Source organism: Luteolibacter sp. Y139 (genome assembly GCF_038066715.1).
Lineage (GTDB): Bacteria > Verrucomicrobiota > Verrucomicrobiia > Verrucomicrobiales > Akkermansiaceae > Haloferula > Haloferula soli.
Genome location: NZ_JBBUKT010000001.1, coordinates 1,062,609 through 1,083,049, shown reverse-complemented (window position 1 = coordinate 1,083,049; position 20,441 = coordinate 1,062,609). Strand labels below are relative to the sequence as shown.

At 62.3% G+C, this 20,441-nt stretch carries 22 protein-coding genes and 2 tRNA genes; 15 read left to right on the top strand and 9 right to left on the bottom strand.

The genetic code is table 11. The features are described 5' to 3' along the window. Positions 1 to 102 precede the first annotated feature (102 nt). Positions 103 to 516 carry a phosphoribosyl-AMP cyclohydrolase gene (gene hisI / locus WKV53_RS04520; protein WP_341403160.1) on the bottom strand — a complete coding sequence of 138 codons (414 nt, stop codon included), beginning with the start codon at positions 514 to 516 and terminating at the stop codon, positions 103 to 105. Between the two features lie 80 nt (positions 517 to 596). On the opposite strand from hisI, the gene WKV53_RS04515 reads away from it, so the two are divergent. From WKV53_RS04515 to WKV53_RS04500, 4 genes are all read left to right on the top strand, one after another. Beyond that, positions 597 to 974 (top strand): zinc-ribbon domain containing protein, encoded by a 378-nt coding sequence (locus WKV53_RS04515; RefSeq protein WP_341403159.1) that lies wholly within the window; start codon positions 597 to 599, stop codon positions 972 to 974. 81 nt (positions 975 to 1,055) lie between these two features. Then, a complete protein-coding gene (proB, locus tag WKV53_RS04510) occupies positions 1,056 to 1,823 on the top strand; it encodes a glutamate 5-kinase (RefSeq protein WP_341403158.1) in 768 nt (255 codons plus the stop codon). 81 nt (positions 1,824 to 1,904) lie between these two features. Next, positions 1,905 to 3,167 (top strand): glutamate-5-semialdehyde dehydrogenase, encoded by a 1,263-nt coding sequence (locus tag WKV53_RS04505; protein ID WP_341403157.1) that lies wholly within the window; start codon positions 1,905 to 1,907, stop codon positions 3,165 to 3,167. Between the two features lie 458 nt (positions 3,168 to 3,625). Continuing rightward, on the top strand, positions 3,626 to 4,855 hold the full coding sequence (locus WKV53_RS04500) for an MFS transporter (RefSeq protein WP_341403156.1): 1,230 nt from the start codon (positions 3,626 to 3,628) through the stop codon (positions 4,853 to 4,855). A gap of 136 nt (positions 4,856 to 4,991) precedes the next feature. On the opposite strand, the gene WKV53_RS04495 is transcribed toward WKV53_RS04500, so the two are convergent. Beyond that, positions 4,992 to 5,714, bottom strand: a complete 723-nt coding sequence (locus WKV53_RS04495) for a L,D-transpeptidase family protein (RefSeq protein WP_341403155.1) — start codon at positions 5,712 to 5,714, stop codon at positions 4,992 to 4,994. A 142-nt stretch (positions 5,715 to 5,856) separates the two neighbouring features. Here WKV53_RS04495 and WKV53_RS04490 point away from each other — a divergent pair, with 142 nt between their 5' ends. Next, positions 5,857 to 6,930, top strand: a complete 1,074-nt coding sequence (locus WKV53_RS04490) for a peptidylprolyl isomerase (RefSeq protein WP_341403154.1) — start codon at positions 5,857 to 5,859, stop codon at positions 6,928 to 6,930. Between the two features lie 7 nt (positions 6,931 to 6,937). On the opposite strand, the gene WKV53_RS04485 is transcribed toward WKV53_RS04490, so the two are convergent. Continuing rightward, on the bottom strand, positions 6,938 to 7,906 hold the full coding sequence (locus tag WKV53_RS04485; RefSeq protein WP_341403153.1) for an SAM-dependent methyltransferase: 969 nt from the start codon (positions 7,904 to 7,906) through the stop codon (positions 6,938 to 6,940). 48 nt (positions 7,907 to 7,954) lie between these two features. On the opposite strand from WKV53_RS04485, the gene WKV53_RS04480 reads away from it, so the two are divergent. Then, positions 7,955 to 8,560: a hypothetical protein gene (locus WKV53_RS04480; protein WP_341403152.1), complete on the top strand. Its 606-nt coding sequence runs from the start codon at positions 7,955 to 7,957 to the stop codon at positions 8,558 to 8,560. A gap of 57 nt (positions 8,561 to 8,617) precedes the next feature. Further along, entirely contained in the window at positions 8,618 to 9,253 is a 636-nt protein-coding gene (locus tag WKV53_RS04475; protein WP_341403151.1) for a hypothetical protein, read from the top strand. 667 nt (positions 9,254 to 9,920) lie between these two features. Here the strand turns inward: WKV53_RS04475 and WKV53_RS28670 are convergent. Genes WKV53_RS28670 through WKV53_RS04465 form a run of 3 tightly spaced genes read right to left on the bottom strand, consistent with a single transcriptional unit; the run spans position 9,921 to position 11,755 of the window. Beyond that, entirely contained in the window at positions 9,921 to 10,193 is a 273-nt protein-coding gene (locus WKV53_RS28670; protein ID WP_375341821.1) for a PF20097 family protein, read from the bottom strand. Then, positions 10,190 to 11,350, bottom strand: coding sequence for a class I SAM-dependent rRNA methyltransferase (locus WKV53_RS04470; protein WP_341403150.1), 1,161 nt, complete (start codon positions 11,348 to 11,350; stop codon positions 10,190 to 10,192). Before WKV53_RS04470 ends, WKV53_RS28670 begins: the two co-directional genes overlap by 4 nt. A 60-nt stretch (positions 11,351 to 11,410) precedes the next feature. Then, positions 11,411 to 11,755, bottom strand: coding sequence for a (2Fe-2S) ferredoxin domain-containing protein (locus tag WKV53_RS04465; RefSeq protein ID WP_341403149.1), 345 nt, complete (start codon positions 11,753 to 11,755; stop codon positions 11,411 to 11,413). Positions 11,756 to 11,965: 210 nt separating this feature from the next. Between WKV53_RS04465 and WKV53_RS04460 the strand changes: the two genes are divergently transcribed. Further along, positions 11,966 to 13,279, top strand: coding sequence for a PcfJ domain-containing protein (locus WKV53_RS04460; RefSeq protein WP_341403148.1), 1,314 nt, complete (start codon positions 11,966 to 11,968; stop codon positions 13,277 to 13,279). 24 nt (positions 13,280 to 13,303) lie between these two features. Here WKV53_RS04460 and WKV53_RS04455 read toward each other — a convergent pair whose 3' ends face one another. Continuing rightward, positions 13,304 to 13,846, bottom strand: coding sequence for a hypothetical protein (locus WKV53_RS04455; protein ID WP_341403147.1), 543 nt, complete (start codon positions 13,844 to 13,846; stop codon positions 13,304 to 13,306). A 76-nt stretch (positions 13,847 to 13,922) separates the two neighbouring features. On the opposite strand from WKV53_RS04455, the gene WKV53_RS04450 reads away from it, so the two are divergent. Continuing rightward, the gene (locus WKV53_RS04450) at positions 13,923 to 14,354 is read left to right on the top strand and encodes a hypothetical protein (RefSeq protein ID WP_341403146.1); all 432 of its coding nucleotides are present in this window, start codon (positions 13,923 to 13,925) and stop codon (positions 14,352 to 14,354) included. Positions 14,355 to 14,493: 139 nt separating this feature from the next. Here WKV53_RS04450 and WKV53_RS04445 read toward each other — a convergent pair whose 3' ends face one another. Beyond that, positions 14,494 to 15,807 (bottom strand): bifunctional UDP-3-O-[3-hydroxymyristoyl] N-acetylglucosamine deacetylase/3-hydroxyacyl-ACP dehydratase, encoded by a 1,314-nt coding sequence (locus tag WKV53_RS04445; protein ID WP_341403145.1) that lies wholly within the window; start codon positions 15,805 to 15,807, stop codon positions 14,494 to 14,496. Positions 15,808 to 15,849: 42 nt separating this feature from the next. On the opposite strand from WKV53_RS04445, the gene WKV53_RS04440 reads away from it, so the two are divergent. From WKV53_RS04440 to WKV53_RS04430, 3 genes are read left to right on the top strand one after another with little or no spacing between them, the layout of a single operon-like run. Continuing rightward, entirely contained in the window at positions 15,850 to 16,608 is a 759-nt protein-coding gene (locus tag WKV53_RS04440; protein ID WP_341403144.1) for an RluA family pseudouridine synthase, read from the top strand. Between the two features lie 10 nt (positions 16,609 to 16,618). After that, positions 16,619 to 17,374 carry a Nif3-like dinuclear metal center hexameric protein gene (locus WKV53_RS04435; protein ID WP_341403143.1) on the top strand — a complete coding sequence of 252 codons (756 nt, stop codon included), beginning with the start codon at positions 16,619 to 16,621 and terminating at the stop codon, positions 17,372 to 17,374. A 5-nt stretch (positions 17,375 to 17,379) separates the two neighbouring features. Next, a complete protein-coding gene (locus tag WKV53_RS04430) occupies positions 17,380 to 17,940 on the top strand; it encodes a DNA-3-methyladenine glycosylase (protein ID WP_341403142.1) in 561 nt (186 codons plus the stop codon). Between the two features lie 33 nt (positions 17,941 to 17,973). Here WKV53_RS04430 and WKV53_RS04425 read toward each other — a convergent pair. Then, positions 17,974 to 18,047, bottom strand: a tRNA-Gly gene (locus WKV53_RS04425). Between the two features lie 163 nt (positions 18,048 to 18,210). On the opposite strand from WKV53_RS04425, the gene WKV53_RS04420 reads away from it, so the two are divergent. The 3 genes from WKV53_RS04420 to WKV53_RS04410 all read left to right on the top strand — a co-directional run bounded on the left by WKV53_RS04420 (position 18,211) and on the right by WKV53_RS04410 (position 20,323). Next, positions 18,211 to 18,281, top strand: a tRNA-Gly gene (locus WKV53_RS04420). Between the two features lie 41 nt (positions 18,282 to 18,322). Next, on the top strand, positions 18,323 to 18,961 hold the full coding sequence (locus tag WKV53_RS04415; protein WP_341403141.1) for a hypothetical protein: 639 nt from the start codon (positions 18,323 to 18,325) through the stop codon (positions 18,959 to 18,961). 42 nt (positions 18,962 to 19,003) lie between these two features. After that, positions 19,004 to 20,323 carry a hypothetical protein gene (locus WKV53_RS04410; RefSeq protein ID WP_341403140.1) on the top strand — a complete coding sequence of 440 codons (1,320 nt, stop codon included), beginning with the start codon at positions 19,004 to 19,006 and terminating at the stop codon, positions 20,321 to 20,323. Positions 20,324 to 20,441: the final 118 nt, after the last annotated feature.

The window sequence follows — 20,441 nt, the reverse complement described above, 5'->3', positions numbered from 1 at the left end:
GCTGTTCCCGGCACCCGGAGGCGCGAGGGGCGGGAGAACTAGGGGAACGGTCCGGCGATTGCAACCGCGAAATTTGCGAATTTCCGGCCCTTTTTCCCAAGTTCATTGCTCGTTTTTGAAGGCAAGCAGGGCTCCGCCCTCGGGGTTGCGTCCGGCGACCTTGCGGTAGAAGCAGTCATTCCGGCCGGTGTGGCAGCAGCCGCCGCCGGTTTGCTCGACGTAAACGACGAGGGCGTCCTGGTCGCAATCGGTGCGGATTTCGACGACTTTCTGGATCTGTCCGGAGGTCTTGCCCTTGTGCCAGATTTCCTTCCGGCTACGGGACCAGTAGACGGCTTCGCCGAGCTCCAAGGTGAGCGCCAGCGACTCGGCATTCATGTAGGCGAGCATCAGCGGCTCCTTGGTGGTGGCGTCGATCGCCATCGCCGGGACCAGGCCATCGGCATCGAACTTCGGGGTGAACACCAGGCCTTCTTCGAGCGCCTTCTTGTCACCGGGCGGCGGGAACGAGTTCATGCGGGCGGCTGTAAACGCGACGGGGCGAGGGGGCAAGAGCGGGTTGCGGGGCGGGCGGGTTTCGGAATAGCCTGCCTGAAATGACCCGCCGGAGATCCAAGTCCGAGGCCAGACGGACCACCGTTTTCCGGGAGGGACGGATCGCGAAGCTGCTGGAACGGGGCTGGATCAAGCAGGCTTCCGAGATTCCCGCCGACGCGATTCCGGTCGATCCCGACTTGGTGAACTTCGGCGGTTCTTGGTGTCGTCCGCCGTCGTTCTTCAGGGCCCTGTCCTTCCTCTGCAAGGACTGTGGGGTGCTCTGCACGTGGTCGGCGGAGAGCCAGCGTTGGTACTATGAGGTGGTAAAGGCTCCCTACTACTCGACGGCGGTCCGTTGCCGGGGATGTCGCTACAAGGAACGCGAGCGAGTGCGGGAAGCGAGGCGGCGGGCGGGGCACGACCCCGAGGGGAAATAGGGAGGCAGGACCCGTTGCCACGCTTTGCGATGGCCTCCGGGGGGATTTCCGGCCATAGCCGCGCCCCGCATTTCCGCCGACATGGAAACTCTCACTGTCATCAAGGCTGGCACCGGCGTCCTGACTCGCGCGAGCGATGGGACGCTCGATGGTGCCTCGCTGGTCCGTCTCGTCACCGCCATCGCCGGGCTCGTGGAGAGCGGGCACCGCTGTCTGCTGGTCAGTTCCGGTGCGGTCGGCGCGGGTGTTTCCGCTTTCGGGCTCGGCGGCTATCCGAGCGATTTGACCACCAAGCAGGCCTGTGCGGCCGTCGGTCAGGCGCGGCTGATGCATACCTACGGGTCGCTGTTCCAGAATTTCAATCTGGCGGTCGCCCAAGTCCTGCTCACGGCTGCGGACCTCCAGACGCCGGAGCGCCGGCAATATGTCTCGGACACGCTGCACCGCTTGCTCGCGGAGCCGAACATCGTGCCGATCATCAACGAAAACGACTCGGTGGCCGTGGAAGAACTCCGGGTGGGTGACAATGACATGCTTTCCTCGCAGGTCGCCGCGCTGCTCGGCGCGAAGACGCTGGTGCTGCTCACTTCGGTGGACGGACTGCTTTCGCCGGAGACGAATGAACTCGTCGAGGATGTGCCGGACGTGAATGCGGTGCTCGGTTTCGCAAAGGACGAGCGGGGCCGCTTTTCGATCGGTGGAATGGCCTCGAAACTGCAGGCGGTGAAGAATTCCGTCGATGCCGGGATCACCGTTCACATCGCCCACGGCCGCAAGCCGGAGCGGCTCGCTGCCATCCTCGCCGGGGAAAAGGGCGTTTCGACCCGTTTCGCAGCGAACGCCCAGTAATAAGCCTTTAGTGCCAACGACGGCACGATTCCCGCCTTTCAAATTTTGCATTCCGGGCCCACCTGCCTTTAGTCCGACCCCATGACCGACGCCGAAGTCTTCTCCGCCGTGGAAACGCTGGCCCGCAACGCGCGCGCGGCCTCGTACAAGCTTTCCCAACTCACGACGGAGCAGAAGAACGAGATTCTCAAGGCGATGGCCGCCGAATTGCGCGCGCGCACGGCCGAGATTGTCGCCGCCAACGCCCTCGATCTTGCCGCGGGCGAAGCGAAGGGGCTCGCGAAGCCGATGCTGGAGCGCCTGAAGCTGGACGCCGCGAAGGTGGAAGCGATCGCGCATGGCATCGACCAGGTCATCGCCTTGCCCGATCCCGTCGGTCAGGTGATGGAGAAATACACCCGTCCGAATGGCATGCACCTCCAGCAGGTGCGCGTGCCGATCGGCACCATCGGGATCATTTATGAGAGCCGCCCGAACGTGACGAGCGATGCGGCGGTGCTGTGCTTCAAGACCGGTAACGCCACCATCCTGCGCGGTGGTTCCGAGGCGATCCATAGCAACCGCGCCATCGCCGATGCCTTGCAAGCCGGTGGCGAGAATGCGGGCCTGCCCGCGCATGCGATCCAGCTCATTCCTTTCACCGACCGCTCCAGCGTCAGTGCGTTGTGCCAGATGGACAAGTGGCTGGATCTGATCATCCCGCGGGGTGGCAAAGGGTTGATCGAGACCGTGGTCTCGCAGGCGCGGATGCCGGTCATCAAGCACTATGACGGCATCTGCCACCTCTTCGTGGACAAGGCTGCCGACCTCGACATGGCGGTGAAGCTCACCGTCAACTCTAAGGTCCAGAAGACTGGCGTGTGCAACGCGCTGGAGACTTTGCTGGTTCATTCTGCCGTTGCGCAGAGCCACTTGCCCACGATTGCGGAGGAGCTGGTGGAAAAGGGCGTCGAACTCCGCGGCTGCGAGCGCACCCGCCAGATCATCGATGCCGTGCCCGCGACGGAAGAAGACTGGGGTACCGAGTATCTCGATCTGATCCTGTCCGTGAAGATTGTCGATTCACTGGAAGAGGCGATCGAGCACATCAATACCCATGGCTCGCATCATACCGAGACCATCGTGACGGGCGATGATGCGGCGGCGACCGCCTTCCTGTCCGGCTGCGACTCGGCCTGTGTCTTCCACAATGTCTCGACCCGACTCGCGGATGGTGAGGAGTTCGGCTTCGGTGCGGAGATTGGGATTTCCACCGACAAGCTCCACGCGCGCGGGCCGATGGGTCTGCGCGAGCTGACGAGCTATCAGTACCGGGTGCGGGGTAACGGGCAGCGGAAGCTGTAAGGGCTTGGTTGCTGGCAGGCGAGAGTGGTGGCTACGCTTCGCGGCAGTCAAAAGATGATTAATCCCTATCAGCCGCCGGAATCCGAGCCAAGCGAAGGCAATGGTACCGGACCTCCAGACGGCGAGCGTTCGAAAGCCGGCAACTCTGCCCCGGCCGTTGGTTGCGGAGTAGGGGGGTGCCTTATCCCTCTATTGTTGTTCATCGCCGCTGCAATCTCTGGGGATACGGGCGGTCCGTTAATTTGGCCGTTTGCCTCCGTGTTGTTTGGAGGGATTGGGATGGTCATTGGAATCGCCTACCGTTTCGCAAAAAGGGATGTTGAATCGCGCCGACATCGTCGTCGTTAGCAAACGGGTCATTTTCCCAAGATAGCCTGCGAATCATCCCTTGGGGAAATTGTCCCGCAATCGAGCTGGGGCGTTCTTGCACAGTGGCATCGGCCCGCTAGCGTCGCGCCGTGTCCGCGCCCACGTCTTCCCGCACCTCCTTCGCGGTCATACATGGCTTGTGGACGGTGTTCTTTTTCTTGGGGATGTCGCCGGGCTACTACACGCCGGCGCTGTCGAATATCCTTAAGTCGCGGGGGCTGGGCAGCGAGTGGGTGGCGTATGCGTTCATGGCGGCGCCGCTGGCCGCGCTGATCTCGCCGCTGATCGTGGGGTCGGTGGCGGACAACCGCTATCCGGCGCAGAAGGTCTTTGCGGTGATCGGCATGGTCAGCGGGGTGTTGCTTGCTGCGGCTTTCGCGGCGCTGGAGAGGTTCAATTCACCTTGCCTTTTCCTCGGCCTGTTCGCGTCCGCATCGATCGTGGCGGCGCCGATGTGGAGTATGCTGGCAAGCATCTCGATGGTGCACTTGCGCTCCGGTGAACGGGAATTCCCGGTGGTGCGGCTGGGCGGCACGCTGGGGTGGATGGCGGCGGGGGTGCTGACCAGTTTCGTGTTCCACTTCGAGGGTTCGCCGGGGGCCGGATATGCAGCGGCGGTGACGCGTTTCGCCGGGGCCGCGATCGCGTTTTCGCTGCCGAACACGCCGCCGATGGGGAACTCGCGCTCGCTCCGAACGCTGCTGGGGCTGGATGCCTTCAGCCTGCTAAAGGAGCGCGATCACCTAGTTTTCTTCTCCGTCACCACGCTGCTCAGCATCCCGCTGGCGGTGTTTTTCATGCACACGCCGATGCATCTGATCGCGCTCGGCAATGACAAGCCGTCCGCAACGATGACGATCGGCCAGATCAGCGAGATCGTGGCAATGTTGCTGATGTCGGTGGTGATGACGCGCTTCCGGGTGAAGACGGTGCTGATGGTGGCGCTGGGGCTTTCGGCGCTACGCTATGCGCTCTTCGCGATCTCGGGGGAAACGGGGAACTCGGGATGGCTGATCGGGGGCATCGCGCTGCACGGGCTGTGCTACACGCTTTACTTCATCACCGGGCAGCTGTTTCTGGACCGGCGGGTGGATCCCTCGATGCGGACGCAGGCGCAGGGCCTGCTGACGCTGGCGAGCAATGGCGTGGGCTCGGTGGTTGGGACCCTGTTCGGGAAGTATCTCTACGACTTCACCGTGGAGCACCAGCACGGCGGCTGGGCGAGCTACTGGTGGGTGCAGACGGCGCTGATCGCGATCTGTTTGCCGGTGCTGGCGATCTTTTATCAGGGGGTGGCGGCGAAGAAGGATGCGACTTGATCGCTTTCTGAATGTAGGCGCATTCGTGAGAATGCGAAGTGGTCCGGCAGGGTCCGATTATTCGATGGATTCCGCGGTATCACCCCACTCCGTTGGAGGCTACGAGGGGCAGGCTACCGCGCCTCCGTTTTGAAGATTACGGCAGCTTCCACTCGGCCTTCTTTGCCTGGTATTCGGCTTCCGGCAGGAGCACGTAGACGGGCTGTTTGTCGGGATCGATCCAGGCGATCAGCTCGCGGAGCTTCTTTTCCGGCATGGTGGTGCAGCCTGCGGTCGGCTTGGAGCCCTCGCCGCGCCAGATGTGGAAGAAGATGGCGCTGCCGTGGCCGGGGGAAATCTTCGGCTCGGCATTGTGGGCGATGAAGAGCTTGAGCGAATGCGGGTAGTCATCCTGCTTCATCTGCTGCTTCTTTTCCCAAGCGGTGGCGGGCTCGTGATCGAGCACCAGGTGCTTGTTGTAGCTCGGGGACGCGGGGTCCTCGACCCACATGTCGCGGGTGGTGACCTGGCGGTAGTAGAGCTTGGGATTTTTCTGGATGCTGGGATGAATGCCCCAGGCGCCGCCGATGCGGAAGACGCCTGCGGGAGCGCGCCAGTCGCCTTCGGTTTTGATTCGTCCGCCGGAGGGAACCGGGCTGATGCCGAGGCCCCAGACGAGGCCATCGCGGCCAAGCCGGCCTTGCCAGGGACCGCCGGTCTTCACCCACTTGCCGCTCTGCTTTTCGTAGGTATTCAGCGTGACGGTGGAGGTGTTCCAGTCCTTCGCGGTGCCGACGACGCACTGGGACGATTTCGCGGGCAGCTCGAAGGCGGAAAGCGGCAGGACCGAGACGATGAGGGCGAGGACGGCGCGAAGCATAGGCGGAAGATGCGCGGTTTTTCCGCCGGGGCAAGACGAGTCCGGCATTGGGATTCGGCGGGAAACCGGTTGGGCGGTGCAGATTCGGCGGGTCACGGTGCCGGGGATTGTCTGCGGGAGGAAAGTCCGCGACCCTGAGGACATGGGAAAATGCTCAGTGCTCTTGGGTTTCTCCGCGGTCGCTCTGCTGCTTTCCGCCAGAGCGGACGAACCTCTTCCGGACGGACTCTATGCGGAGGTGACCACGCCACGCGGGGTGGTTGTGGCCGAGCTTCATTTCAAGCGGGTGCCGATGACCGTCGCGAACTATGTGGGCCTTGCGGAAGGAGCGCTCGGCCCGAAGAAGGGCACGCCATTTTTCGACGGGCTCACCTTTCACCGGGTGGTCGAGGATTTCGTCGCCCAAGGCGGAGACCCGACCGCGACCGGCGATGGCGATGCGGGCTACCTGTTCCCGGACGAGATCACTCCGGCCCTGAGCCACGACCGCGCCGGGGTGGTGCAGATGGCGAATGACGGGCCCGACACGAATGGCTCCCAGTGGTGCTTCATGCTGCGGGAGGTGCACCGGCTGGACTTCCTGCACAGCGTCTTCGGCCACGTGGTGCGGGGCTTGGAGGTTCTTCCCAAGATCGAGCAAGGCGACACGATGAAGGTGAAGATCCTCCGCGTGGGCGGGGAGGCGGATGCATTCCGCGTGAGCGAGGAGTCGTTTGGCAAAATGACCGCGGCGGCGAAGCGCTACAACGGACCGCGGGAGCCGGGCCCTGATGCTCCGTTTGATGATCCCGACAAGATCCTGCCGACCGATTGGGACCGGGCGAAGGCGTTCAACTTCAAGCTCGCCAACTTCGAGCGCTTCACCGGCCTGAAGCTCCGTGCGCGAGTGCTGGCAAAGACGCCGACGGGAGGCGTGGATGGGTATTTGTTAGAAACGGCAACACGTCTCGGCGTCGAAAAAGACGGGGTGCTCGCGGTTTATTGTGCGGACTCCGACCGCTGGCACCTCAAGGTGGGAGAGGCATTTCAGCCGGTGCTTGCCGACGAGGCTGCGTTCATGGCTGAAGCCGGGAAGCGGACGGAGGCAGCGGTGGAATATGCGAGGCGCCATCTTCCCGACGGACCGCAGGCTCTTGCCGCGAATCAGAGGATCAAGCTGTCGGTGGATTCGGTGATCGATGGTTTGATCAGGAGGATGGAGCCTCCGGAGCATTGAGGACGGTTCATTTCACGAGTTGATCCAGCACCATGAAGGCGCTGCCTGCGCCATCGGCATCCACCGAGTGGGCGTCCGCCGGGTCGGCGAGGTTGGCGTGCGGTAGGAGGAACTCGCGCTGGGTGGTGAGTTTCACGGTTTCCACGTGTGAGGATGACCACGCTTGCAGGTCGGTGAAATTCACATCCGCGGTGAGGTCCTGGCGGCCGGGATTCTGATAGATCGCCGGGCCTTCCAGACGCTGCTGCCGGAAATACGCCCGGACCGTGCCGCGTGGCCGGCGGTGGTAGAGCGTTTCCACCGGGGTGCCGTAGTCGATGGTGAGTATGCGGCCGGTCTGCCACTTCGGCAGCCAGCGGTGGAGCCAATCGTGATAGGCCTCCGTGACCTCGACGATTTGTCCGGGTGAAAGCGGAAGTCCGAAGGCGGAGGACTCCGGCAGTTCATCGCAACGTTGCCAGCTTTCCTGTGGATCGAGAAACAGCTCGCTCCAGCCGCTTTCCTCGCGACGGAAGCGGCGCACGGGGAAGGCGTCGGCGAATTCGTTTGAGTAGATGCATGCCTTGCCACCGCAGGCATCGAGCGCGGATTCGATCGTATCGTGCCAAGTCACCCGCTTGCCGAGTCTCACGGCTTGCTTTTCACGGAGCGGGACGGAGCGCTCGACCAAGTGCAGGCGTGGTTTGCTCCACCATGGGAAGGCTTTCATCACGGATTCAGCGAGGACTCCTTCGCCGGGGCCGAGCTCGATCAAGTCGCGGCAGCCGCTTTCCTTCAGTGCCGACTTCGCCCATGCGGCCACTGCTTTCCCGAGTGCGGGTGTCAGCATCGGCGTGGTGGTGAAGTCGCCGCCCTTGCCGACGCCGCGAATACGACGCGCGTAGTAGCCGCGCTCCGGATCGTGGAGGGCGAGTTCCATGAAGCGGTCGAAGCGCAGCGGTAACTGTGCGTTCCATGGCCATTCACCCGGCTTCATCGGCAGATAGCTTGACGGGATGACGGCGACTTATCATGGAATAGGAACATGAAACTCATCGGACTTGCGGGCATTCTGGCTCTGTCGTCGCTCGCTTGCCAGCACAAGGAGGAAACCGCTGCCGCCAAGCCGGCTGGATCGGCCCCCGCGGAATCCGGGGCACCTGCCGTTTCCGCTGTCGAAGAGGAGAAGGGCGCCGCGGCGGCGAGCAAGCCGGGCAAGGTCAGCGAGCGCCCTGAAGTCGCCGAGAAGAAGCCGCCGGTGGCCGAGCCCGTGGCTGTGAAGCCTGGCTTTGTGAAGAGTCCTTTCAATGGCAAGTTAATCGACGTGGGCGGGATTCCGGCTGGCAGTCTGGTCGCAGACCCGACATTTCCGGCTTCCGCGAAGAAGTATTTCCGTGTTCCAGACATGGGCCCCGAGCAGGAGGAAGTTGCTCGTCTGAAGACGGCCGAGGAAGCAGTGAGGCGGAATGGCCCGGTGGCCAAGCCGGTCCCGGGCAAGCAAGGGTTCTTTTTCAGCCCTTATGACAATAAGATCATCGATGCCACTGGCATCAATCCCGGCGATGTCATCAAGGATCCCGGCTCGCCTGAAGGAGAGACTCGCTTCTTCAAGCTTCCTGACGAGCCCAACGAGGTGAAGGAGGAGCCATAATAGGGTCAGTGGCAGACGGCTTGACGGGATGACGGTGGACTCTAACGGAATAGGGACATGAAACTCATCGGACTCGCGGGAATCTTGGCCTTGTCTTCGCTCGCTTGCCAGCGCGAGGAAGCAGCGATTCCACCGAAGCCTCCCGCTTCGGCGTCTGCGGAGTCCACTTCGTCTCCCGTTGCCGAAGAGAAAGGCGAAGCTCCGACGGGCAAGGCGACGAAGTCCAGCAAGCGTCCTGCGGTCGCCGAGAAGAAGTTCCCCGTGGCCGAGCCGGTGGCTGACAAGCCCGGCTTCGTGAAGAGTCCTTTCAGTGGGAGCATCATCGATGTGCGGGGCATTCCTGCGGGCGCGATGGTGGCGGATCCCATGTATCCGGCGGAGGAGAAGAAGCACTTCCAAGTGCCCAAGATGTCGCCCGAGGATGCAGCCAAGGCCAATGAAGAGATGGCCCTGCGAGAACTTGCCGAGGAAGACGCAAAGCTGAACGCTCCGGTGGCTGAGTTCATTCCGGGCAAGCCGGGATTCATCGCCAGCCCCCATGTCAAGCCGGGTGCCAACGACGGTGCTTACGACAAAGTCATTATCGATGCGACGGGTCTGGAGCCCGGTTCGGTGATCGAGGATCCCACTTCAACGCCGGATGAACCGCGCTTCATCAAGGTCCCCGGTGAGGCTCCGGCCGACACCCGTTGACATTGATTTTACGGACAGGTTCCGGGATGTGCCTTGACGTGGAAGCGGAGTGCTTCGTCTGATGGCATCGTGAGAAGGATCGACTCCAACGTCTTGCCCGCACTCTTGCTGGGGCTGGCTTTGCTTCTGCTGGTCCACAAGGATCGAGTGGATTCCACGGAAGGATTCCCTTCGGCGAAGAGGGGTGGTCATTGGGGCCGGACGAATGGCGATGTGGTGGACTCAGCGCCGGCGAAGCCTACCAAGGTAAGCCAACGGCCGGAACGGCCCAAGCAACCCGAGGCGGACTCGGGGTTTCCCTTGGCGAAGCCGGTTCCGAATCAACCCGGATTTGTTTTCCATCCGGCGACCGGACAGGTCGTGGATGTGAGGGGGATTCCCGCGGGTTTGGCGGTGCAAACATCGGAGGGAATGTTCCAAATCCCGAAGATGGGTTACGTGATTACATCCGAGGCCTTCCAAAAGGCCGTGTGGGGCACCCCGGTAGGTTTGCCAGGAGAAGGGGGGACCGTGTTCATGCAAAACCAAGATGTTCGGGTCGTCTCATGTTTTCCGGGGAGTTGGGAGACGCGATGGGACGATGGCACTCCGTATGTGCCCCAGGGCACAGGACGAGAAAAGCCGGAGAGTTCGATGGAATGATCCGCCATCTGTCGGCCGATGCGGGTCATAGGGCCATCTTGAGAATCGTCAGCCCGCAATTCCGGCAATGATGTCCCGGTGCACGGGGCGTGGTCATGGTGATGCGGAACGAGCCTCCCATGAGAGCCCTGCCAGGGGCGATGAACCGTCGCAGTGCGGAGGTTCCTTCCGGCGTCCAGTAGATCCTGCCGGTGGCCTCGCCAACTTCCATCCCATGGCCGCATTCGGGGCAGGAGCGACTGCCGGCGGTCGGGTCAACTCCGGAGGCTGGAGGGCGATAGGGATCCGGCTCGGTCATCTTCCGGCCATGAGTTCCGCGGTGATGCCTTTCAGATACTCGGTTTCAGGGAGGGCGAGCAGCACGGGGTGATCCGGGCGCTGGCCGTGGTTCATCACGAGCCGCAGTGACTTCTTCGCGTCCACGGCGGCATCGACGAGGTTTTGTTGGAAGAGCTCGCGGCTGGCGTGGTGGGAGCAGCAGAAGGTCGAGAGGATCCCGCCTTTTTCCAGCAGCTTGAGCGAGCGCAGGTGGATCTCCTTATAGCCGCGCATGGCGTCCATGAGAGTCTTCTTGTTCCGGGTGAAGCTCGGGGGATCGAGAATGATGAGGTCATACTCGGGCTGCGCGTGCTTGAGGAAATCGAAGACGTTGTGGGCGATGACTTCGATCTCGAGGCCGTTGAGCTCGGCATTGCGGCGGGCGGCGGCGCAGGCGGATTCGGAGATGTCCACGGCGGTGACCTTGGCGGCACCGGCCTTGGCGCAGGCGAGCGCGAAGCCGCCTTGGTTGGTGAAGCAATCGAGGACGCGCTTGCCTTTCGCAAACTTCGCGACTTCGGCGTGGGATTGGAGCTGGTCGAGGTAGAGGCCGGTCTTCTGGCCGTCGAAGACATCGATCTCGAACTTCAAGCCATTCGCCTCGACGACGAAGGGGCCCGGAGTCGCGCCGTGAAGCATGGTGATTTCTTCATCGATGCCTTCCGCTTTCAGCACAGGGGAGTCATTGCGGAGGATGATCGATTCCGGTGAAATGAGTTCCTTCAGCGCGGCCACGATCAGTTCGACGCGCTGGCGCATGGCCAGCGTGAGCGTCTGCACCACGACGTGCGGGCCGTAGCGATCGATGATGAGACCGGGCAGGCCATCCGACTCGCTCCATACGAGGCGGGCCAGCGTTTCATCGACGCCGGAGTTTTTCCGCTGCTCGATCGATTGGCCGATGCGGCGCAGGAAGAAGTCCGCATCAAGGTCCTGCCGGCGTCGCGAGAAGCGCCGCGCGACGATCTGCGAGGCGGGATTGTAGATCGCCATGCCGATCGGACGGTCGCGGAAATCCTTCAGCGTGACCACGTCGCCGGGCTGGGGATCGCCGAAGGTCTTTTTGACCTCCGTGGCGTAGACCCATTCGTGGCCGTGGAAAATGCGGGCGCGTGGAGCGATGATCAGACCGGGCATGGCAAGGGCCAAGCCATGCGCCGGACGGCCCGCCGGAGCAAGCACGGAGCGAAATCCGCTTCAGCCGCGGAGCCGGAATTCCTCCACTGGCACGCCGCCGACGAGGTGCTCGGATACGATCCTCTCCAGCACCTCCGGCGTGCAGGAGTGATACCAGACGCCATCCGGATACACGACCGCCACCGGCCCGCGGATGCAAACGCGCAGGCAATCCGCCTTGGTCCGTAGGATCAGCGGGCCGTTTTGCGAGAGTTCCGCGAGCCGCTTCTTGAGGAATTCCCACGAAACGAGGCCCTGTGCCGGATCGCAGCACTTCGGCTTGCTCGCGTCGGCACAGAGGAAGAGGTGTTTTTCCCCGCGGCCCACTCCTGCGGCTCTCGCTGCTGCTTCCAGTTCCGGATCCATCCGCGCCGATCCATCCCGATGGCGGGGCCTGAGTCCAGCCTGCGGGAGATTGGAATTGATTTCGGCGGGTGGTGGGGTAGTTCGGAGAAGTCATGTTTATGGCATCGGTTCATTCCTGAGTTGGCTGGCAGCCGCGCCTTTTGAGCGCGCGATGTAGCCGTGCCGCCTTTTCCGGGCGGCGTGCTTGTCCGTTTCCAACTCTCCGTTTCCATGCCTTCATCCCACTCCCGGTCGGGAGGGGACCTTGCCATCGTCACCGGCATCATCGCCGGTCAGCCGTGGACTGCGTCCCGTTTCCGAAATCCTTGTTTTCTCAAACATGGCCGTGCCTTCGGCCGCATGTTCCATACGCCTCGCAAGATCACGGTGCCCTTGCGTGATCCTTGCCGACGGCTTGTCGAAGTTCTCGTCGAGCGAAGTCACTTGCTCGATCAAGTTCACCCGCTGTCCGCGGAAATTGTGCCGATGCTTTCGCGAGTGGCGGCCTACGCGGGCGAGTGGCGGCGTGAACCCGAGTCGTGGCGTCCCGCTGCCCGGCTATCGCCAGAGGAGATGTGGTCGGATCTGCTCCGGCATCTCTTCGTGGAGTGGCCGGTTCCCAGGTTCTTTGATTCGGCGTGGCGAACGCGTGGCGATCTCCGGACGTTCGAGCGGGATTGGTTCTGCCATCTCGCCCGCGGTGGTAGCTGGCGTAAGGCGGAAGGTTTCCCGGCGTCGATCAGCGGGCGCGCGGTCCATTTCGCGATGCAGGCCCCGGAGACATTGACGATCCCGCAAGCACTGCGCTGGGGGCAGCTCGCTTCGCTCAGCGCCCCGGATGCTCTGATCACCGAGGTGCTCGCTCATAACAGTGTCCTCGAATTCGGTTACGGCGACTTGTGGTCGCGGCTGTTTGCCAAGGTGGCTTCGGCGCGAGAATTCGATGCGCGGGAATTTGGTGTGATCTCGGATGTGATTGTGGAGCTGCTTCATCACCATCACGTCAACCGTGCCTGCTTGCTGGTCGATCTCCCTCTCAGCGAGCTGAGGCTGCATGCCTTCAGACGGTGGCGATCGTTGTTGGATGCGGCCCTGAAGGAAGGAGTTCGCTTTCGCGACACGGATCTCACTCGCTCCGGCCTGCGAGCTGAGCTTCGTCACCTCAGCGAGGCGACTTGGGCGCCGATGCCGGACGTCAGTTCCTATGAGGTGGTTTGCGCGGAGGGCTTCGAAGATCCCTCGGTGTGGACGTTCCGCGAGAAGCTTTGCCACGCGCAGCTCATTGCGGAAGGCGAGGCGCTAAGGCACTGCGTGTCGGGCTATTGGCGCCGTTGCCGGAGTGGAAGATCGGCGATCTTTTCGCTGCGGCAGCTTCATCCTGCCATCGTTCCCGTTCGTCACGAGGCGCGACTTACCATCGAAGTCGAACGCGCCACGCGCCGAATCGTCCAGGTCCGCGGCAAGTGGAACCGCTGGCCGGGGGAGTTTGAATACCGCCTGCTCAAGCGCTGGGCGAACGCGCAGGCGCTGACACTTGCCGTGTGATGGCCATGAGTCCGGCGTCTCTGCTCAACTCCAGTATTTGGCGGGGAAGACGACCGCCACTCCGGTCTCGGGATCCACGCAGACCGGCACGATCTTTTCCTCGAGCCGGCAACCCCACAGGTGATGGCGCGGGAAATAGACCGAGGAAATGCGGCAGGTTTCCGGGCCCCAGCCTTCGGGAATGGGCCAGCCGAAGACGCGCTCGTCGCGCCGTGCGAGATAGTCGCCGATGCGGTCGGCACGCTCGTCGCGCGAGCCGTCGCGGCGGAGGGTTTCCAGCCGGTCCGCCAGGTGGAGGAGCTCGTCTTCCGCCATGCGGCCGGTGAAGTCGTAGACGACTTCGCCGGGAGCGTCCGGTCCGCGGGGTTCGTAGAGGGAGGGATTTGCCTGGATCACTGCGGCGAGAACAAGCCGGCCACGGGTGAGCACACGGCGGTGGTTCTCGAAGAAATGGCGGAGGTCATCTTCTTCCGCCCATTCCGGCCGCACGACCCGCAGGTAGATGAGCTTGTCCCGCAGCGGGAATTTCCGCGGCGTGGCGAGCCAGGCATCAGGCAACGAGGGCACGCTGTGACTCTTCGGGAAAGTGGGGGCGGGTCAATGCTGGCTTTGCGGTGGGGCAGTTAGTTGCTAGTGGATGATCATGCGCTTCCGCTTGTTCCGCTCACGCGCCTTTTGGCTCGGCGTGCCGGGGCTGGTGTTTTTGCTTTGGGCGTGGGTGGATTCGATGCGTTATGCCACTCTCATTTCGGGGAGCGGAAGGGTGGAGGTGAAGGTGTGGAATGTTTGGGGAACTGCCAGTTTTGCGGTTTGGCGGGATCCCATTGCTACGGGATTGCTCGAATTTGACGTGGATCGCAAGGTGATACGCGATGAGGAAACCAAGCAGAAAGCAAAGCACCTCGCGGAATTGGGTCTTGCTTGGCTGATTGCCGATAGACCGGGTTTTTCCGCCTCAATGCGGCATTCGATGGTTTTGCCGAGCTATCTGCTTTTATGGCTCGCCTTGGTCGCGGGACAGTGGTGGCGATTCAAACGTGCCCTGTTGGATTCGGAGCTTTCGGATGCAGGGTGAGGTACGCCGCCTATGCTGGCACAGGCAACCTTCCAGAATCGCTTCCGGTTGTTAGAACGAATCGCACCACTGTGCATCCGGGAAGCTGGGAATGATCCCAGCAGTCCGAGGGCCTGCGGCTATTATCGGGCGGGGCCGTTTACTGGGCGACGAGCGCGAACTTCAGTTCGGCTTCCGAGGCGACTTCGTTTCCGACCATGCAGCGGCAGCGGGTTTGGCCGATGGAGCCGCGGATCTTGATGACTTCGGCTTCGATGTGAAGGGTGTCGCCGGGAAGCACGGGGCGGCGCCACTTCACGTTGTCCGCGCTCATGAAGTAGCCGATCTTCCCTTGATTCTCCGGCTTGCGGAGCATGAGGACGGAGGAAACCTGAGCCATGGCTTCGAGCTGAAGCACGCCGGGCATGATGGGATGGCCAGGGAAGTGTCCGATGAAGTAGGGCTCGTTGATGGTGACGTTCTTCACGCCGGTGCACTTCGAGTCGCCGACCATGTCGATGATGCGGTCCACCATCAGGAACGGGTAGCGATGAGGCAGGATCTTGAGGACGTCGTTGATATCGAGGACGGTCTCGCCGCGTGGCAGGGCGAAGGGCGCGGCGAGGGAGCGCATGCGGCCGTATTCGCGCTTCAGCGTGGCAGCGAGTTTCGAGTTCGGGCCGTGGCCCGGCTTCACGGCGATGACGTGGCCGAGGATGCGCTTGCCGGAAAGGATCAGATCGCCGATGACATCGAGCGCCTTGTGGCGGGCGAATTCATTGGGGAAACGAAGGGCTTCCTTGCTCATCACCTCGTTGCCGCGGACGACGACGGCGTTCTCAAGCGAGCCGCCCTTGATGAGGCCTTTTTCTAACAGCGGCTTGACGTCCTCGTAGTAAACGAAGGTGCGGGCCGGAGCGATTTCCTTCTCGTAGAGTTCCGGGGTGACTTCGCTGGAGAAGTATTGGGTGAAGCGGCCGTCGGGGCCGACATTGGTGACGGAGACGCGGAAAGTCTTGCTGGGGACGATGGTGATCAACGAGCCGTCGCCGGTTTCCTGGTGGATGGGCTCGCGGATTTCCCAGATCTTGCGGGGCGCATCCTGGGCGGCGAGGCCGGCCTTCTTGATGAGCTCGACGAAGGGGCGGGAGGAGCCATCGCCGATTGGCGGCTCATTGGCGTCCATTTCGATGATGGCATTGTCCACGCCCATGCCGGTGAGGGCGGAGAGGACGTGCTCGACGGTGTGAACCTTGACCGAACCCTCGGCAAGGGTGGTGGCGCGCTCGACGGTCTGCACCTTGTCCGCGTCGGCATCGATGAACGGCTGATCCGGCAGATCGACGCGGCGGAACTTAAAGCCGTGATCCACGGGCGCAGGCTTGAGGGTGAGGGTGACTTTGGCTCCGGTATGAAGGGAGGTACCCTCGAGAGTGGCGGTGGAAGCGAGGGTGTGCTGCGCGTCGGCGGACATCGGCGTAGGGGAAAGGGTCGATTGGAGATTGTCGATTGAAGATTGAAACGGAATGTCATCCGCGTGCGGGCGGTGTGCGATTTCCGGGTGATCGATGAGTCGGACGACTGGATCGTCGTCGACAAACCGGCGCCGTTGGCCGTGCACCCGGCGAACGGGAAGGTGGAGGCGACCTTGCTGGGCGGGCTGGAGGAGCTGCTGAGGTATGAAATCGCCAATGGGGCGCGGCTTTCGATCCTAACGCGGCTGGACCGGGAGACCAGCGGGCTGGTGCTGGTGGCGAAGCATGCGGCCGCGGCACGGCATTTTTCGCGGCAATTCGAGCGGCGGGAGATTGGGAAGGAATACCTGGCGGTGGTTCACGGCTGGCCGGAGTGGGAGGAGACGCGGGTGGAGGCTGCTATTATAAGAGCAGGTGGGGAAATCTGGCTGCGGCAGGCGGTGGATCCGGCGGGGCGGGACTGCGTGACGGCCTTCCGGGTGGAGCGGCGGTTTTCGAATGCGCTCGGCGAGTTCGGCGAGTTCGGCGTGGTCCGGTGTTTTCCGGAGACCGGGCGGATGCACCAGATCCGCGTGCATCTGGAGCATCTCGGCCATCCGCTGGTGGGGGACAAGATCTACGGGACGGACGGGCGGCCGTACTTGGAGCAGATGGCGGACGGGCTTTCTGACGAGTCGGTGTCGCGGCTGATCTTGCCGCGACATGCGCTGCATGCGTGCAAGCTGGTGGCGGAGTGGGGCGGCATGAGGGAATGGCGATCGGAGCTGCCGGGGGATTTGACTCGCTTCTGCGGGGAGTGAAGGCTCGGGCATGGCGAGCTTGCAGGAGATCGTGGCGTTTCTCGACGCGGAGCTGAGGATTTCCGAGATCCCGGACTATTCCGGGGCGGTGAATGGCTTGCAGCTTGAGAATGGCGGCGCGGTTACGAAGGTCGCCGCGGCGGTGGATGCGTCGCTGCCGGTGGTAGAGGCGGCGGTGGCAGCGGGTGCGGATCTGTTAGTGGTGCACCACGGGATGTTCTGGCAGGGGATGCAGCCGCTGACGCGGGCCTTCTATAGAAAGATCAAGGCGGCGATGGATGGAGGGCTGGCGATCTATTCGGCTCACCTGCCGCTGGATGTGCATCCTGAGCTGGGGAATAACGTTCTGATGCTCAAAGCCTTGGGATTTGAGGTGAGCGGCACTTTCTTTGACTGGAAAGGGGTAAGGCTGGGGTTGGTTGCGGAGACGGATATTTCTCGTGAGTCGTTGATTTTAAAGGTGTCCGAAGTGGTTGGAGGTTCCGTTCATGTGTGTCCGGGCGGGCCGGAGACTGTGCGGAAGATAGGTTTGGTGACTGGCGGGGCGGGCTCGGAAGTTGCAATTTGCCCGAAGTCGGGAGTTGATACATTCATCACCGGCGAAGGGCCGCATTGGAGTTATCCGTTGGCGGAGGAGCTGGGGGTGAACCTCCTCTACGCGGGGCACTACGCGACCGAGACCTTCGGGGTGAAGGCGCTGGCTGGGCGGCTGGCGCGGGATTTCGCGCTGGAGCAGGTGTTCATTGACCGCCCGACCGGGCTTTGAGGGTGATGGAACGGCTGACGGCAGGGTTCTTTGAGCGGCACTCCGTGGTGGACTGCGCTCGTGCGCTGATCGGCGCGAAGTTTCTCTGGAATGGCTGTGAGGGCCGGATTGTGGAGACCGAGGCCTATGCGGCGGAGGGCGATGAAGCCTGCCATACCTTTTTCCGGCAGGGTGCACGGGCCTTTGTCGCGTCACATCCCGCGGGGACCGCTTACGTTTATCTCAACTACGGGGTCCACTGGCTCTTCAATGTGCTCGTCCACGGGCCACAGGGATCGGGATTCGTGCTGCTCCGCGCCCTGGAGCCCTTGGCGGGCATCGAGCGGATGATGGAGCGCCGGGGTAAATCGAAGGTGCATGAGCTGTGCTCCGGCCCTGGCAAACTGACGCGAGCGCTGGGGATCGATGGCGATGCTCATGGAACCCCCTTTCTTGACGGCGAAAGCACGGGGATGGTTACAGGGGTCTCCGCGAGCGTCGTCAGCAGCTTCCGGATTGGAATATCAAGGGCTCAGGACCTTCCATGGCGGTTCCATGAGGACGCAAACATCCACGTCAGCCGGTAAATCCGGCTGGAAAGGGGAGGCAGAAGAGGGAGGTGGTACGGGTGATGGGAATCGAACCCACGCCTCAAGCTTGGGAAGCTCATGTTCTACCATTGAACTACACCCGCTCGCTGGCGGCCGGTGGGTAGCGTGAACGAGTGCGCGATGCAACCCAAATCCTAGTGTCCAACGGCTTACGTAATCGAGTGCTGAAGGCCGTAAAACCAAGAGAATTCCGGCAAAAAGAGCTTGCCGCCCCTTCTCGCGGGCTGTTAGCTTCGCGTCGACTTCGCGGGTATAGCTTAGTGGTAAAGCTCTAGCCTTCCAAGCTAGCTATGTGGGTTCGATTCCCACTACCCGCTCTTTTTCACCCGGTCCCGACATTCCGATTCGAATTTCTGACATGAAAACCACGTTCCGATTCGCGCTTGTGGCGGCGGCTTTGGGCATCGTTCCTGCCGTTGCGACGGCTGAAACCGACTGCCTGAACCTTGCTGCTTCCGTCAAAATTGCCGTCGCTGAAAAGCCGGCAGAGGTGCTCCAAGTGGTGGAGAAGGAAGTTTCCGCGAATCCGGACTGTGCCTGCGAAGTCGTCAAGGCCGCCATCCAAGAGTCGAAGGCTGACGCCAAGACCGTGGCTGCCATCGTCGAGACGGCCGCTTCGGTCGCTCCCGAGAAGATGCGCCTGATCTCCCAGTGCGCCGTGGCTGTCGCCCCGGAAGCACTCGCCGATGTTCAAGCGGTTCTTAGCCGCCTCGATCCGAACCGCGGCGAGTCCGGCCACAGCTCAAAGGACTCCAAGGACGCCAAGGGTGTTGCGGTCGACGTGAAGCCAGCTTGGAATCCGCTCGATTTCCCGGGCCAAGGCCCTGTCGGCCCAACTCCTGGTGGACCACCTCCGGGACTTCCGATCCCTCCGGGACCGCCGATCAACATTCCGCCGATCATCACCCCGCCCATCGGTTCTGACATCGATAACGACGACGATCAGGGTGAAGACAATCCGTCGCTCCTGTTTTTCATCCGTGGCCACCGCAACTGATCGTTGCTCCGCAAATTTCCCATCCCCTGCAGCCTGTTTTTCATGAAACGCAGCCTCATTTACACCCTTGCCGTTGCGTCCTCCCTCGGAGCGGCCCGCGCCGACCTCTACTACATTCCCGACGAGGCTCAGGAGAGCCTTCCACTGAAGTGGACCGCCGGGGTCAATGTCGTCTGGGATGACAACGTCAACCCGACTGCGCCCGCTTATTTGTTCGTCGACACGAACGCCGACGCCGTGCCTGACACCTTGGTCCCGTATGCGGGTCACCAAGACGAGGCGCTGAGCATCAACCCTTTCGTCGGGGTTTCGTTCGTTTCGATTACTCCGCAGACCACTTGGGATGTCTATGCGCGTCTCGGCCTGATCTACTACTTCGATGAGCCGGCGTCCGCGGGTTCGGATGACATGTATACGCAGTCCCGCGCTGGCGTGAACTTCACGCACCGCTTCAGTGAGCGCCTGCGCTTCTCGAGCCGCAACTTCATCTCCTATGAGCTGGAGCCGGACTACGCCTACGGCGTCGCCACCACCCGCCAACTGGGTGAGTATCTCTACTGGGAGACCGACAACTCCGTCGGTTACCGCTGGACCGAGCGTTTCGCCACCTACACCGGCATCACCCTCACCGGCCTCAACTACGACGGCGATGTCAACAACCAGGACCGCTTCACTTGGGCTGCTTACAACCAGTTCCGCTATCAGCTGACGCCGCAGACCGTCCTGACCGCTGAATACAAGTATGCCCAGACCGATGGCGATGATCTCGCTTCGGACTACACGGACCACTACCTCCTTGTTGGTGCTGAACATCGCTTCAGCCCGAACACGATCGCGATCGTCAATGCGGGTGCCCAGATTCACGAATCGGACGCGGTTGGTGCTGACAACAACGTCAGCCCTTACTTGGAAGTGACGGCACGTTCCCAGGTGAACGAGCAGTTCTCGATCCGCGGCTTCGCACGCTACAGCGTGGAGGGTTATGACACCGTGCGGTCCCTTCCTTCGGGACTTGCCGCGCCGGCCAACCTCGCGACCTACGAATTCACCGATCGCCAGACGTTCCGCTTGGGTATCTCGGGTGAATACACCGTGTCGCAGATGCTGAGCATCTTCGGCGGCACCGACTACATCCCGGCAAGCTTCGGCGACGGCCGCCTCGTGGCTGGTCCTGCTGGTTCCCCGGTGGCTTCCGGCGATCTGGACGAAGACATTTGGAACGCCTACGTCGGTCTTTCGGTCAAGTTCACCGACATCCTCTACGGAACGGTGTCGTATAACTACACCAATTCCAACTCCGACTTCCCTGACCAGAGCTACGACCGCAACCGCGTGAGCGTCGGTCTGCATGCCGAGTTCTGATCCCGGTAGAGGAGCTTTTCCAGGAAACACTCTCCAACAAACAAGGATCCTTCACGTTCAAAGACTCCCGCAATGGCCAGCCATTGCGGGAGTTTTTCGTTTGAACGGGAAGCCGTCA